Raw genomic sequence first — 13,758 nt, forward strand, 5'->3', positions numbered from 1 at the left:
TAAAGAAGAAGTAGTGAAGTTACCAATTAAAGATTTCTGTAGCTACTTTACTGTTGCCGTAGTGTGTATTGGATTATTTGATATCATAACAAACTTAATTGTTAAATAATATAGATGCTAAAACAAGAAAGGAAGTCCTTTCTTGTTTTTTTTTATGGGGGCATAAAGATGAAATGGATTGATAGTCATATACATGTTGATCAATATAAGGATGAAGAGAAGAGCAGATTGCTAAAAGAGGTGGAAAATAGTAAGGAAATAAAGGGGCTTATTGCGGTATCTATGAATTATCAATCTTGTAAGGAAACGTTATCTTTAGCGAAGAAGTATCCCTTTATATATCCAGCGATAGGGTTTCATCCAGAGCAACAGATTCATAAAGAAGAGTGTGAACAGATTTATCAACTTATTGAACAGAACGCAGAGGAAATTGTTGCGATTGGTGAAGTAGGTTTGCCCTATTATTTGAGAAAAGAAGATGAAAGAATTGCTGCAGATCCATACATAGCTGTATTGAAAAAATTTATAGAACTAGCTAGTAAGTATAATTTGCCGATTGTATTACACGCAGTTTATGAAGATGCTGACATTGTATGTGATTTGCTAGAGAAATATAAAGTTTCACGTGCACACTTCCATTGGTTTAAAGGAAGCGATGAAACAATGAAACGGATGATGAGAAATGGTTATTATATTTCGATTACACCGGATGTTTTACATAAGGAGAAGATTAGAAAAATCGTTTCGTATTATCCGCTTGAATATATGATGGTAGAAACAGATGGTCCGTGGGAATTTCAAGAAGATGTTATAACGCACCCAAGAATGATTCGAGAGGTATTAAAGGAAATTAGTTCTATAAAAAACATATCCATTGATAAGGTCGCAGAAACAATATATGAAAATACAAGTCGATTTTATTTGAAAGGATAGGAGAATTATAGTTTTAATCATGTAACGGAAGAAGTAAAAGTTGAATTTATTTAATAAAATGCCACGGTTTGATATAGGACAAAAAACCACCAAGCGGTCCGCTCGGTGGTTTTGTATTAGGATTCTAATTTTTTCGCACGTTTTAATAATAAAAGAAAGACAATGATAACGAACCCCAGTATAAGGAAGAAGCCATATTGCTTTATATAATCAATTATGTCATTCGCACTGGTTGGTTTTTCAACGTGAATGCCGTCTTTATTCGTCGTAATATGAATATCTTTCATTTTTACTTCATTCTTTTCCTTTTGTAAATCAATCCATTCTATATTTGGAATACTTTCTAGATCCTTTAACACTTCTTTTAATGGTTTCGCACCTAAGTAAGGATGATAGAATGCACCAATAACTCCATCAGATAATTTAGAAACAGATAGAGCACGCTCTTTCATTTTAGCAGTAGTTTGTGGCGTATCTTCTTCAATAAATCCGACTGTTTCAGGCAATAGTTTCATTCCATGTAAAAATGATGGAGTACTTGTATAATATGGTGAGTGCATGGATTTCCAAGTTGTATCATTTAACTGTAGCTGTCCTACATAAGTTGAAAAGTACCTTGATAATATTTCATATCCTTTTTGAGACATCGTGTAATGAGGTGCTTCAAAGGCAACAGGATATAGTTTAGCATCTACAAGTTCTTGAATTCCTTTTTCGATATGATCTTTCGTATATTTTTCCTCGAATTCTTCCCCTTTTTTTACATATTGGTTATATGACTCTATATTTGGAAAGTCATCTTTTGTCTTCGGTTTTTCATGCTTCGGTTGGCGAATTGGTTGATCTGTTTTTACATCCCAAAATTCAAAGCCTTCACCTGTTTCACTGTCATAAAATTGGTGAGTATAACCATGCATAATAATTGCTGCACCATCATCTTGCATAGAGCGTAAAAGATTAACTAGTTCTGGTTTATCTTTTAAATGTATTATCTTTCCTGTATCTGGATCTTTATATACCGGAATAACAGTAATCATGTAAGGCATCTTTTTCTCTTTTAGTAATTCAGCAATTTCTTTCAATTGATTTATATCTGCTGCGGGGTGAACATCCTCAAGGCGTAAATAAGCTTCAACTTTATTTTTCGTTGGTTTTTGGCTGAAATAAGAAAATAACATTTCACCGACGTAATGAGACATCCAGTCAAAGAGGTTAGGTGTTGCAACATAATAAGATGTTTCATGCTGAACGATTAGTGGGTTAGTGTTATTTGAGCTTAAGGCGTTAGCAAGCACAGTTCCATTCGTATCAAATGATTGAATTAATCGTTCCTCCTCTAAGGTATTTTTTAGCTTCTTGTCTGGATATTCAATTTTATTAACTCGTATATCATCACTATTCAAAGTAATGAAAGAAAAACGCTTAGATAATTGTTCAACATTTTGTCCTAATACTAATACAGGGCCGGAGAAGTTTTCTAGAAATTGTTTCGTTTCATCAGAAAACGCTTCTTTTGTTTCACCGATATAAACAATATGTGTATAGGAGGATACGTTATTAATTGAAGTTGCTTCTTTTAAGTTTTTTACGGTTATATCATTTGTAAAATGTCCTAATTGAGTATTAAGGATTTGGACATTATTTGAAAATTTATCGTCTTGTGTACTATACAAAACAAGTACTTTTGGTTTTGATGATGTTTGTGCAGAGGTGTAGGTAGGGATGAGTAGTAAAATGCTGAACAAGAGTGTTAGGCATTTTTTCATTTTGTATGCTCCTATTCTATATATAGAGTTCAGTTTACAATTATATACAATAAATGCGTTATAGTCTATGAAAGTTACATTTTTGCACGTATTTACCAGCTGTTTTTTCACAAAATCGGTCTAAAGCATGATGATAATATGTATAGTTATTTGCTATGATAAAAGAGTAATAGAATGTAGGTAATTGTAAAGGGAAGGCTGAAAGGGGACAAATTTCAGCGGAGAAAGAGGTAGAGGTAGTGAAGAAATTCTTTGTAGGATTTTTAGTTGTTCTTGGAGTATATTTATATTTCCAAGGAAAGTCTGAAGGAATGGATAAGCTAGTGAATGGAACAAGCTATGTTGATTCAGAAGAAGCAAAACAGATGAAACAAATCATTATAGAGGAAGCGAAGAAAGTAAATCTTCCAGAATGGATACCTCTTGCAATTGCCGAGCATGAAAGTCGATTAAATCCAAGAAGTGTTGGAGATAATGGAACTTCATTCGGATTGTTTCAACTACACCGCGGCGGCGGGCTTGCACCAGAGCATTTAACTGATGATGAGCTGAAAGATCCACGTACAAATGCGCAAATTGCAATGCCGCATTTAATGAAAGGATATAAGCGTGGGGTGCAAAAAGGTTTGACTGATTTTGCATTACTGAAATATATAGCGAATACATCTGGATGGCCAGGGAATTTAGGGCCAGAGTGGACGGATAATAACATGAAGTATAACATCGGATTAGAAGATGTGTACTATCGAAATAAAGGTGTAATAAAAGAGTAGGTTTTGATACCTACTCTATTTTTTTTGATAATCGTGTCATTTTGTGAAATACTCCGCTAGTTGTATTTTTACGTCTTCTAGTTTTGTAGAAACTTGCGGTATTTTATATCCTACATACAGCGGTGAAACGACAAACCTAGGAACAACTTTACAAATGATTTTTCCATTTAAGTAATAGAAGAATAAGTTATAACTACTGCATCCTTTATGGAAATCTGTCAGTATGTAACGTACAGTTTGCTGAATGTAATTTGCCATTTCATCTATATATGAAATGTTATCAATGATTATATTGAATTCAGTGAAGCCAATAATGGGACGCTCTGAAATATTAAGCTCAATGCATTCATTTTTTTGAACAATTAACCCTTGGAAATTTTCTTCTTCAATATTTTCAAGATAATCTACATATTTCATTCCGATAATTTGCATGTGTGCATGATGCAAACTTCCACCTGAAAATGGACCGTGATTTTTATATAAAATCACAGATGCGAACTCCTTGTTCTTCTGTAAGTGTAACCAATGTTGAATAGAAAATTGCATTAATTTTCTCATATGTTCTTCTGTATATGTTGCGATATGATCTTCGCAATTATCGGTTTCGATTAACACTGTTTGAAATGTATCTTGTAATGTAGGAAATTTATTTTTTAACCAAATAATAGAGCCATCAGTTGCTAAAATATCCGTTAATTGTTCTTTATCGCAAAATGGACATGCAGCGCTTCTATTCCGAATACTTTCTGGTTTTTGTTTACCGATATCGTTTAAAAAATATAGTTGTTGTGTATCCATTTGTATATATGCCCCTTTAAAATATGTGTAAAAATCCCGCTTAATACATTCGGGAAAAGGAGAAGGAAATCCTCTAAAGGAATAGGGGAAAAATAAAAGACAAGATATCCTCATTACGATAGGGTACCTTGTCTTTTATTTTTTCTCTAATAGTGTGTATGGATAATATAGAACATTTTCATTATTTTTCTTTTTTCTCTTTTTTATTGTGTATAAGGTAATTGCTGTGCTTGCAATTATAATAATGGCTTTCTTCATATTCATATACCCCTTTTTATTGTTGGTTTAATTCTTGGCTAACTGCTTTTGCATCGACTAAAGCGTGTAAAATCATTTTCACCATGTTCATCATATTTCTTCACTCCTTTTTATAGTTCATTTAGTTCTTTTACAACTGCTTGTCCGTTCACTAATACCTCAAAGATTGCTTTTACGATTTCTTTCATCATGTTTGTTTCCTCCTTTTGTTTGTCTCGCTTGTTTACATCTTTATTGTATAGGGAGGCATCTTTTCGTACTATCGCTTTCCATTACGTGAACATAACAGTTTTGTAAGATTTGATGTCACTTATTGAAATGTTTAGTCTATCTTCATTATTTTCAGAAAAATGACTATTCAAACATGAAATTGGAAAGTATAATAAAGAAGTAAGTATTAAATTCCGTACGAAAGGGGTGAATGAGATGAAACGTTCTTTAGCTGCGCGTGCCAAATTTTTAGATTTTATTTATTTTTGTCGTGCGATTTTTCATGATGTAGTTGTTAACGGGATACGTATGCCCTTTTTTAACAATTGCATAGTGACTATTGAACGATAGAAATCTCTTCACCCATTTTTAATAAACGTGTGAAAAGGGAGCTATTTGGCTTCCTTTTTCTATGCCGAAAACCATGGGGAATGTTTCTTTCTCATGGTTTTTTATATTGAAAGGAGTACGGAAAATGACTATTTGTAGTGTAAATAATGTAATGAAATCTTTTGGTGGAAACATCATATTTGAAAATATATCGCTTGAAATAAAGAATGGTGAACGTGTTGGGTTAGTTGGTCGTAACGGTAGTGGGAAGACAACAATCTTTGGACTTCTAACGGGAAAGGAGAGTTTGGATGCAGGAGCCATCCATATGAAGAAAGGTACACGTATTGGTCATGTCGCACAAATTCCGAAGTTTGATGAGGTTATGACTGTATATGATGTATTGAGTTCTGCTTTTAAAGTAGAAAAGGAATTAGAAAAAGAAATGCATGCTTTAGAAAAAAATATGGCGGTGGAACAGGAACAATCTGCTTTGGAAAAGCTAATGGAGAGGTACGGAGTCATTCAAGAAAAATTTGCATTTCTCGGTGGTTATGAAATCGAGGCAAATATAATGAAGGTAGCAAATGGCTTACAAGTGACAGACTTATTTTCAAGAGTATTTACGGAATTAAGTGGAGGAGAACAGACGAAAGTAAGCCTTGCATATATGCTATTGCAGAAACCAGATTTACTTCTATTAGATGAACCAACAAATCATTTAGATTTATTTGCAGTTGAATGGTTAGAGCAATTTTTAAAAGAATACACTGGAACAGTTATAGTTATTTCACATGATCGCTATTTCCTTGATGAAGTTGTAACGAAAATTTTTGATTTGGAAGATGGAGAGATTCACGTGTACCATACGAATTATTCTCAGTTCGTTGAGGAGAAGGAAGAAAGATTACTTCAAGAGTTTCAAGCTTATCAGGAGCAACAAAAGAAAATAAAGAAAATGAAAGAAGCAATTAAGCGTCTACGTGAATGGGCAAATCAAGCGAACCCTCCGAATGAAGGATTGCATAAAAGAGCGAGAAATATGGAACGTGCGTTAGAACGTATAGAGAAATTAAAGAGGCCAATTTTAGAACGAAAACAGATGGGTCTTCAGTTTGAAGGGCAAGAGAGAAGCGGGAAAGATGTTGTTGTAATGAAAGAAGTGAGTAAAGGTTTTGCTGGACGACCTTTATTTGAACAAGCGAATTTACATGTTCGTTTTCAAGAGCGTGCGGCTATCGTTGGTCGTAATGGTACAGGAAAGACTACATTATTAAAACTACTATTAGAAGAAATAAATCCAGACGTTGGTGAAATTCGAATTGGTAGTAGTGTCAAAATTGGTTATTTATCACAGCATACGTATGGAAATGTGAAGAGTAATGTATTGGAAGCGTTTAGAGAGTATGTAGCTGTAACAGAAGGAGAAGCAAGACATATATTGGCTAAGTTTTTATTTTATGGTCCAGCAGTATTTAAGAAAGTAACGCAACTGAGCGGTGGAGAAAAAATGAGGTTAAGACTTGCGCAACTTATGTATCAAGACATCAATTTTCTAATTTTAGATGAGCCGACAAACCATCTTGATATTGAATCAAGGGAAGTTTTAGAGGAAGCCCTTGAGCAATATAATGGAACAATCCTAGCTGTTTCACATGATCGTTATTTTTTAAATAAGTTATTTGAAAAGACGTACTGGATTGATGAATGTAAATTATTTGAGTTTGCAGGAAACTATGCATGGGCTCGTCAAAAATGGGAAGAAAAGCTTGAGAAGCAAGTAATAAAGCAAAAACGCCAAGGGAGAAAGAGTGTTGAAATGGTTCCAGTAAAAGAGAAAAAAGCTAGGAATCTTGAAGAGATTGAAAATGAGTTAATGCATGTAGAAGAAGATATATATGCAATAGAATGTGAAATGGAACATGTAGCTGATGTTGAAAGACTTGAAAAATTATATGAGGAAAAAACGATGAAAGAGTTGTTACGAGCGAAGTTATATAGTGAGTTAGAGAATATTGTGGAGTAAAGAGTAGAAAGCCACTTCCTTTCAGTTTTGTTGGAGGAAGTGGCTTTTTCATAATGATATTTTGCTTTAAAGATTAAATGAAACGATGTGTTTCACGTGAAACAGTAACTTAGATAAATCCGTGTTCCTCAATTTGCATAGCTTGTGAAGCGTATGAAATGATAAGGTGAAAAATAAATGTCATTAGTGGCTTTTCAATAGGAGTAATCACAAAAACAAAGGCTAATTATTTCCCGAGAGATAAAGTGAGGGCTTTTACGGGCAGCCCGACCCCGACCTAACTTCTTTTGCTTTCGCTGAATTTTGAGGTGGGGTTCTTACTGCCCGGCAAATAGCGGGATAAATATGTATAAAAGAGACTAGTGAATGAAAACGAAAAGAGAGCAAAGTTACAGCTTTACGCGCTGAACCCTGCTCTCTTTTTGCGTGGCATCTTCTCTCGTTGAAATTATAATAGCGATCCCGAGCATGATAAAAAAAGCTAAAAAGAGGACGAACTTTGGGAAGAACGGGAATAGTAATAGCGCTCCGACTATCATAATTGTTAATAATACGTAGTGCAGGACGTATTGGAATAGGTTGTCCATATTTTCGCCCCCTTTTTGGTAATTGTTTATTAGTATTCTATGTTTCATGTTGAAGGAATAGAAGTAGATTTTTAAGTTTTTTAATACGAATTATAGCTGAGTTTTCTTAAAGTATAAATGTAGAGTGATAATTTTGGAAAAATTCTCAAAATATTTATTTAGAAAGAATTGACAAAACATAATGAACGATATAAGCTAATAACCATAAAGTCTACCTGAAAGGTCGGAATAAGATTGTTACCCCTCAAAAACATCTATTTTTTTACGATTAAAACCGACTTTTCCGATTGGCTATAAATGTTGCTGTGGGAGGCATACATAAGGTAATTCGTTCAGAGGGTATAATCATAAAAAGTTAGGGTGGGGACAATGAAGAAAAAGACAAAAAAATGGGCTGGTGTATTTTCGGTATTAATGAGTAGTTCGCTTGTGTTGTCTGCTTGTGGGGGACAGGAGGACGCGGCTTCTACAGAGCCGGTTAAACAGCAGGATTTAAAAAATGTGAAAATTGAAAAGATCGCTGCGACAGATAAAACGAAAGTGCCAGACAAAGCGAAGAATAGAAAAGATACGTTAGTAGTTGGTATTAGTAAGCCAGGCGGCGTATTTTTGCCATACTTCCAACAAAATGGTTGGGATGGAAACGTAACTTCAGTTATTTTTGCATCTCTCGTATCAACCGATAAACAAGGGAAACCAATTCCAGAATTAGCTGAGAAGTGGGACGTTTCTTCTGATCAGTTAACATATACATTCCATTTACGTAAAGATTTGAAATTTAGTGATGGATCGCCATTAACGGCGGATGATGTAGCTTTCACATTGACGCTTTTACATGATAAGGCATATGAAGGTGAAGTAGATATCTCTCAATATGCGGTTAAAGGTGGTAAAGAATATAAGGAAGGAAAAGCAACTTCAATTGAAGGTATTCAAGTTGTTGATCCACAAACAATTAAAATTACAACTGAAAAAGTGAATTCACAAGCTATATTTGTTTTAGGAGGTACAGTACTATCAAAAGCTTATTATGGAAAAGATTATAAGCAAAATACAAGCTTAGATTACTTAAAAGATTTATATGGAAAGCCATTAGCTGCGGGTCCATATAAATTTGAAAAGTATATTCCAGGTCAAGAAGTTCGTTTTGTAGCAAACGAAAATTATTATGCGGGTAAACCAAAAATTCAAAACTTCATTTATAAAATTACTTCTGGTGATACGAAGCTTCAGTTATTCCAAACAGGAGAAGTTGACCATACTGGCTTAGGTACTGGTGATGAGGTTCTTGAACAGGCTAAGGCTTTAGAATTCGCCAATATCCAAATCGAAACAGCACCGTCATTTAGTTATATTTATATGAATAATAATAAGCCTTACTTAAAGGATAAAAAGGTTCGCCAAGCACTTATTTACGGATTAGACCGCAAAAAATATGTTGATACAGCGTTAAAAGGATACGGTACAGTAGCCAATGTACCAATTCATCCAACTTCTTGGGCTTATACGGAAGAAGGAGTTAATAAATACGAATACGATAAAGAAAAAGCGAAAAAATTATTAGATGAAGCAGGGTGGAAAGTTGGTTCGGATGGAATTCGTGAAAAAGATGGTCAAAAATTAAAACTTTCTTATTTCGGTCCAAGTTCGGCTAAAGATAGTGATTTATTAATTCCGATTGCGAAAGAGAATTATAAAGAAATAGGTGTAGAGTTTAATCCTGAATTTATGGACTTTAATACGATGCTTTCTAAGGTAAACAAAGGGGATTATGATTTAGCTTCTGTTTCGACACCGATTACAAGTGATCCGAGTGAAACAGCTGGTGAATATTTGTCTACTGCAAATGAAACTAGTCTTGGTTATAAGAATGCAAAAGTAGATGAGCTAATTCAAAAAGGTATTGAAACTGTAGATATCGAAAAGCGTAAACCTATTTATAAAGAATTGTATAAAGAATTAAGTGATGATCCACCAGTAATTCTATTAAACTACCGTAGAACAATTACTGGTTATAACGGGAATATAAAAGGAATTGATCCTGAAAAGTACAACAGTATTAGTGCAAACTTACCAGTATTATCATTTGAAAAATAACGATAAGAATGTATAAGTAGAAGACATTTTTTCATTCGGTTAGTAATGTGCCGCTTTGAAAAAATGTTCTTCTATTTTAAGCATAAGATTGGAGAGAAAAAGGGTGAAAACATATATTGTTCGTAGGTTGTTACAAATGATTCCTACACTGCTTGGTACATCAATTATTATCTTCGTCCTGTTCGCACTTCTTCCTGGGGATTATATTGATTCAAACCCGAAAATTACACCAGAAAGAGCAGCTGAACTGAGGGAGTTATATGGGTTGAACAAACCAATTGTTGAGCGTTATTTTCATTGGTTAGGTAATGCATTGCAAGGGGACTTTGGCTTCTCGCTTCAATATCAAGAGCCTGTAACGTCATTATTAAATAAATTTATTTGGAATTCTTTTAGTGTAGCAATTATTGCATTGTTTTTTATTTGGCTAATTGCACTTATTATCGGTGTATTCTCGGCGACGAAGCAACATTCTTTATTCGATAAACTTGTAACAATCGGTGTTTTTGCAGCAATGTCATTCCCTTCATTCTTTATCGGTTTGTTTTTAATTAAGGTGTTTGCGGTTGACTTTAAGTTATTACCGATAGGTGGAATGATTGATGTTGGCAGTAATTCAACAGGATTTGCTTACGTGATAGAAGTTGCAAAACATATGATTTTACCAGTATTTATTTTGACACTTCTTGGGGTCGGCTCGCTAACTCGTTATTTTAGAACAAGTATGTTAGAGGTTGTAAGACAAGATTACATACGAACAGCAAGAGCGAAAGGTTTGAAGGAGAAGACGGTTATTTATAAGCATGCATTAAAAAATGCAATTTTACCGGCAATTACGTTATTAGCATTTGAATTACCTGGATTGTTTTCTGGGGCAATTATTATTGAACAAATTTTTAACTGGCCAGGGATTGGTAATATTCAATTAGAAGCATTAAATTTCCGTGACTATACAGTATTGATGGCATTTACGATGTTTCTTTCTTGTTTAACAATCGTTTCAAACTTTTTAGCAGATATCGTATATGCAGTTGTTGATCCAAGAATTCGGTTGAAGTAAGGGGGGAAAGAAATGGAGACTGTTACAGTAATTACAGAAAAAAAAGAAAAAAAGAGAAGAAATGAATCATCACCATGGCGACAAGCTTTTAAAAAGATAAAGAAAAATAAGATGGCACTTGTAGGGTTTTATGCATTAATTTTTATGTTTTTATTTTGTTTTATCGGTCCGTTCTTTTCTCCATATGCATCAGGAAAAATACAAGTTGCGCTCATTAACAAACCACCTAGTTTTTCTCATTGGCTTGGTACAGATCAATTAGGAAGAGATATTTTAACAAGGCTTATGCAAGCGGGACGTATTTCATTAACCATTGGTTTAGCTTCAATGGTTTTATCGGTTATACTTGGAGCTTTATTAGGAGCGATTGCAGGTTTTTATCGTGGTATTGTGGACAATATTATTATGCGACTTGCAGATATTTTAATGTCGATGCCAGGATTACCGTTACTTATTATAATGGGTGCGATTTTATCAGAGTGGAAAGTACCGTCTGATTATCGTTTGTATGTCATTATGATTATTTTAAGTTTAGTAGGTTGGCCAGGGCTTGCACGCCTTGTAAGAGGGCAAATTTTATCACTTAGGGAGCAAGCATTTATGCAAGCTGCGGATGTGTTAGGAATAAAAGATTACCGGAAAATTATATATCACTTAATACCTAATGTTTTACCTATTTTAATTGTCGTATCTACATTAGGTGTTGCAGGTTCTATTTTGGGAGAATCCGCACTAAGTTACTTAGGTCTTGGAGTCGTTCCACCTACACCATCATGGGGGAACATGATTAGCGCAGCTAACTCATTAATCGATTTCCAAAAGCGTCCATGGTTATGGATTCCGCCTGGTTTTGCAATCTTTATAACAATTGTATCAATTAATTTACTTGGTGATGCACTTCGTGATGCATTAGATCCAAAGATGAGACGGTAGGTGAGGAGATATGAGTAAAGCGGTAGTAGAGCTGAAAGATTTACAAACACACTTTCAGACAGAAGAAGGGACAGTAAAAGCTGTGAATCATGTTAGTTTTTCTGTTCGAGAAGGTGAAACTGTTTGTGTTGTAGGTGAATCTGGTTGCGGAAAAAGTGTAACGGCGTTATCTATTATGGGACTTATTGCTGAATCAGGCAGTGTAGTAGGTGGAGATATTTTATATGAAGGAAAAAGTCTTTTAGGAATGAAAGAGAAAGAGCTTCGTAGTTTACGAGGGAATGATATTGCGATGATTTTCCAAGAACCGATGACATCGCTAAACCCCGTCTTCACTGTAGGAGAGCAAATTGTAGAAACGTTAAGGGAGCATGAATTACTTAGTAAAAATGAAGCATATAAGAAGGCAATTGAGTTAATTCGTAAAGTTGGCATAGCCCGCGCTGATGAAATCGTCCATTCTTATCCGCATGAACTGAGCGGCGGGATGTTACAACGTATTATGATTGCTGTTGCACTTAGTTGTAATCCTAAGTTATTAATTGCGGATGAACCAACAACAGCTCTTGATGTTACCATTCAGGCTCAAATATTGGATCTACTAAGACAAGTGAAAGAAGAATTTAAAACGTCGATTTTATTAATTACACATGACTTAGGTGTCGTAGCGGAAATGGCTGATTATGTTGTCGTTATGTATGGCGGGAAAGTTATCGAAGAAGCCCCAGTACTAGAGATATTCCAAAATCCAAAACATCCTTATACGAAAGGATTATTGAAATCAAAACCAGTAATGGGAAAACGAATAGATAAACTATATTCTATTCCAGGGCAAGTTCCGAATTTAGTTGGTTTAGGTGAGTTTTGCTACTTTAGTGGGCGTTGTGAGCATTGTATGGAAATATGTGAAAAAGAAGCCCCAAATCTAAATGTAAATGATGAAAATCATAAAGTAGCTTGCTGGTTATATGAGGAGCGTGCGGAACAATGAGTGAACCATTATTAGAGGTGAAAAATCTAAAGACATATTTTCCAATTAAGGGTGGCGTATTTAGTAGAACAATTGGGCATGTAAAAGCGGTTGATGGAGTAAGTTTTACTATTAATAAAGGTGAAGTGTTTGGTCTCGTTGGCGAATCAGGGAGCGGAAAAACAACAATAGGAAAAACAATTTTACGCCTCGTTCAAAAAACGGAGGGAGAAGTGAAGTTTAAAGGGAAAGATGTTCATTCTTTATCCAAGGATGAATTAAGAAAACATCGCCCTAATATGCAGCTCGTTTTCCAAGATCCATTTAGCTCATTAAATCCGAGAATGAGAATTGGAGAAGCGCTTGGAGAGCCAATGTTGGCCCACGGATTAGCGACGAAAGAAAATGTTCGTGAAAAGGTAATTGAAGTATTGGAGTTATGTGGATTAGCTCCTTATCATATTGACCGGTATCCCTATGAGTTTTCTGGTGGACAACGTCAGCGTATCGTAATCGCAAGAGCTATGGTATTAAATCCGGAATTTATTGTAGCTGATGAACCTGTGGCGGCACTAGATGTATCTATCCAAGCACAAATTATTAATTTATTTAGTGAGTTACAAGAGAAAAAGGGATTATCTTATTTATTCATTTCGCATGATTTAAGTGTAGTAGAACATTTATGTACGAAAATCGGAATTATGTATTTAGGTACGATTGTGGAGACAGCACCGCGTGATGAGTTATTTACCAATCCGCTACATCCTTATACGAAAGCATTGTTATCAGCTGTTCCAATACCAGATCCAACAGTGAAGCGAGAGCGAATTATACTAGAAGGGGATATTCCAAGTCCAGCAAATCCACCTTCGGGCTGTCGTTTTCATACACGTTGCCCATTTGCAACGGATGTTTGTAAAAAAATAGTACCAGAATTCCGTAATGTTGGTGCAGAGCATTTTGTTGCTTGTCATCACGTATAAAAAAGGACTCTTTCAAATTGAAAGAGTCCTTTTT

Annotated in this window: 13 protein-coding genes; 9 read left to right on the forward strand and 4 right to left on the reverse strand. The window is 34.8% G+C overall.

Annotated features, from left to right (window positions below; all coding sequences use genetic code 11):
* Positions 1 to 168 precede the first annotated feature (168 nt).
* Positions 169 to 933: a TatD family hydrolase gene (locus tag MHH55_RS29440; protein WP_000871102.1), complete on the forward strand. Its 765-nt coding sequence runs from the start codon at positions 169 to 171 to the stop codon at positions 931 to 933.
* A 116-nt stretch (positions 934 to 1,049) separates the two neighbouring features.
* Here MHH55_RS29440 and MHH55_RS29445 read toward each other — a convergent pair whose 3' ends face one another.
* Complete coding sequence (locus MHH55_RS29445; protein ID WP_000710600.1) at positions 1,050 to 2,699, reverse strand: DUF2334 domain-containing protein; 1,650 nt, start codon at positions 2,697 to 2,699, stop codon at positions 1,050 to 1,052.
* A gap of 239 nt (positions 2,700 to 2,938) precedes the next feature.
* On the opposite strand from MHH55_RS29445, the gene MHH55_RS29450 reads away from it, so the two are divergent.
* On the forward strand, positions 2,939 to 3,472 hold the full coding sequence (locus MHH55_RS29450) for a transglycosylase SLT domain-containing protein (RefSeq protein WP_000713249.1): 534 nt from the start codon (positions 2,939 to 2,941) through the stop codon (positions 3,470 to 3,472).
* A gap of 36 nt (positions 3,473 to 3,508) precedes the next feature.
* Here the strand turns inward: MHH55_RS29450 and MHH55_RS29455 are convergent, their stop codons facing one another.
* Both MHH55_RS29455 and MHH55_RS29460 read right to left on the reverse strand, forming a co-directional pair.
* Positions 3,509 to 4,270, reverse strand: a complete 762-nt coding sequence (locus MHH55_RS29455) for a DUF4931 domain-containing protein (RefSeq protein ID WP_000381025.1) — start codon at positions 4,268 to 4,270, stop codon at positions 3,509 to 3,511.
* Between the two features lie 135 nt (positions 4,271 to 4,405).
* The gene (locus MHH55_RS29460; protein WP_002023099.1) at positions 4,406 to 4,534 is read right to left on the reverse strand and encodes a hypothetical protein; all 129 of its coding nucleotides are present in this window, start codon (positions 4,532 to 4,534) and stop codon (positions 4,406 to 4,408) included.
* 420 nt (positions 4,535 to 4,954) lie between these two features.
* Here MHH55_RS29460 and MHH55_RS29465 point away from each other — a divergent pair, with 420 nt between their 5' ends.
* Both MHH55_RS29465 and abc-f read left to right on the forward strand, forming a co-directional pair.
* A complete protein-coding gene (locus tag MHH55_RS29465) occupies positions 4,955 to 5,089 on the forward strand; it encodes an RAxF-45 family protein (RefSeq protein ID WP_000830643.1) in 135 nt (44 codons plus the stop codon).
* Positions 5,090 to 5,162: 73 nt separating this feature from the next.
* Positions 5,163 to 7,094: a ribosomal protection-like ABC-F family protein gene (gene abc-f, locus MHH55_RS29470; protein ID WP_002025206.1), complete on the forward strand. Its 1,932-nt coding sequence runs from the start codon at positions 5,163 to 5,165 to the stop codon at positions 7,092 to 7,094.
* 389 nt (positions 7,095 to 7,483) lie between these two features.
* Here the strand turns inward: abc-f and MHH55_RS29475 are convergent, their stop codons facing one another.
* Complete coding sequence (locus tag MHH55_RS29475; protein ID WP_000369254.1) at positions 7,484 to 7,681, reverse strand: hypothetical protein; 198 nt, start codon at positions 7,679 to 7,681, stop codon at positions 7,484 to 7,486.
* Between the two features lie 369 nt (positions 7,682 to 8,050).
* On the opposite strand from MHH55_RS29475, the gene MHH55_RS29480 reads away from it, so the two are divergent.
* The 5 genes from MHH55_RS29480 to MHH55_RS29500 all read left to right on the forward strand — a co-directional run bounded on the left by MHH55_RS29480 (position 8,051) and on the right by MHH55_RS29500 (position 13,724).
* Positions 8,051 to 9,778 carry an ABC transporter substrate-binding protein gene (locus tag MHH55_RS29480; RefSeq protein ID WP_000730692.1) on the forward strand — a complete coding sequence of 576 codons (1,728 nt, stop codon included), beginning with the start codon at positions 8,051 to 8,053 and terminating at the stop codon, positions 9,776 to 9,778.
* A gap of 103 nt (positions 9,779 to 9,881) precedes the next feature.
* On the forward strand, positions 9,882 to 10,838 hold the full coding sequence (locus tag MHH55_RS29485; RefSeq protein WP_000860748.1) for an ABC transporter permease: 957 nt from the start codon (positions 9,882 to 9,884) through the stop codon (positions 10,836 to 10,838).
* 12 nt (positions 10,839 to 10,850) lie between these two features.
* Positions 10,851 to 11,771: an oligopeptide ABC transporter permease gene (gene opp4C / locus MHH55_RS29490; RefSeq protein ID WP_078186879.1), complete on the forward strand. Its 921-nt coding sequence runs from the start codon at positions 10,851 to 10,853 to the stop codon at positions 11,769 to 11,771.
* Positions 11,772 to 11,781: 10 nt separating this feature from the next.
* Entirely contained in the window at positions 11,782 to 12,762 is a 981-nt protein-coding gene (locus MHH55_RS29495) for an ABC transporter ATP-binding protein (protein WP_000030789.1), read from the forward strand.
* On the forward strand, positions 12,759 to 13,724 hold the full coding sequence (locus tag MHH55_RS29500) for an ABC transporter ATP-binding protein (RefSeq protein ID WP_078186878.1): 966 nt from the start codon (positions 12,759 to 12,761) through the stop codon (positions 13,722 to 13,724). Before MHH55_RS29495 ends, MHH55_RS29500 begins: the two co-directional genes overlap by 4 nt.
* Positions 13,725 to 13,758 lie beyond the last annotated feature (34 nt).

It is taken from the genome of Bacillus sp. FSL K6-2944, from assembly GCF_038005385.1.
Lineage (GTDB): Bacteria > Bacillota > Bacilli > Bacillales > Bacillaceae_G > Bacillus_A > Bacillus_A cereus.

Excerpts from the sequence above, each read along its gene's own strand:
- MHH55_RS29440 (WP_000871102.1), top strand. The coding sequence starts at position 169 with ATGAAATGGATTGATAGTCATATACATGTTGATCAATATAAGGATGAA.
- MHH55_RS29445 (WP_000710600.1), bottom strand. The coding sequence starts at position 2,699 with ATGAAAAAATGCCTAACACTCTTGTTCAGCATTTTACTACTCATCCCT.
- MHH55_RS29455 (WP_000381025.1), bottom strand. The coding sequence starts at position 4,270 with ATGGATACACAACAACTATATTTTTTAAACGATATCGGTAAACAAAAA.
- MHH55_RS29460 (WP_002023099.1), bottom strand. The coding sequence starts at position 4,534 with ATGAATATGAAGAAAGCCATTATTATAATTGCAAGCACAGCAATTACC.
- MHH55_RS29465 (WP_000830643.1), top strand. The coding sequence starts at position 4,955 with ATGAAACGTTCTTTAGCTGCGCGTGCCAAATTTTTAGATTTTATTTAT.
- abc-f (WP_002025206.1), top strand. The coding sequence starts at position 5,163 with ATGGGGAATGTTTCTTTCTCATGGTTTTTTATATTGAAAGGAGTACGG.
- MHH55_RS29475 (WP_000369254.1), bottom strand. The coding sequence starts at position 7,681 with ATGGACAACCTATTCCAATACGTCCTGCACTACGTATTATTAACAATT.
- MHH55_RS29480 (WP_000730692.1), top strand. The coding sequence starts at position 8,051 with ATGAAGAAAAAGACAAAAAAATGGGCTGGTGTATTTTCGGTATTAATG.
- opp4C (WP_078186879.1), top strand. The coding sequence starts at position 10,851 with ATGGAGACTGTTACAGTAATTACAGAAAAAAAAGAAAAAAAGAGAAGA.
- MHH55_RS29495 (WP_000030789.1), top strand. The coding sequence starts at position 11,782 with ATGAGTAAAGCGGTAGTAGAGCTGAAAGATTTACAAACACACTTTCAG.
- MHH55_RS29500 (WP_078186878.1), top strand. The coding sequence starts at position 12,759 with ATGAGTGAACCATTATTAGAGGTGAAAAATCTAAAGACATATTTTCCA.